Raw genomic sequence first — 273 nt, forward strand, 5'->3', positions numbered from 1 at the left:
GTCGGTCCCCTCCGCGGGAGCGTTCGACTTGTCGACGATCGTGTACTCGTAGGCGTACTCGGCCGGCGTGGTCTTGGGGATGTCCGTGCCGTTGACCCAGTGGTCGAGGAGCGCGTCGATCGCGACGAAACCGGACTTGGCGCCGTCCGACGTGACGAGCGTGACGCCGCCCTGTCGGACGAAACTCAGGGCACCCGGGATCGCGCCGAAACCGTAGATCGGCACGTTCCGTCCGGTCTGCTTGAGAGCCGGCACGGTGCTCTGCACGCCGAT

Annotated in this window: 1 protein-coding gene; it reads right to left on the minus strand. The window is 67.0% G+C overall.

Annotated elements, in window-relative coordinates:
* The coding region (locus ACZ3HH_RS30000; RefSeq protein WP_465810209.1) for a hypothetical protein at positions 1 to 273 on the minus strand (273 nt) is incomplete at both ends.

The sequence above is a fragment of the Pseudomonas sp. PME37.24/025 genome (genome assembly GCF_055556615.1).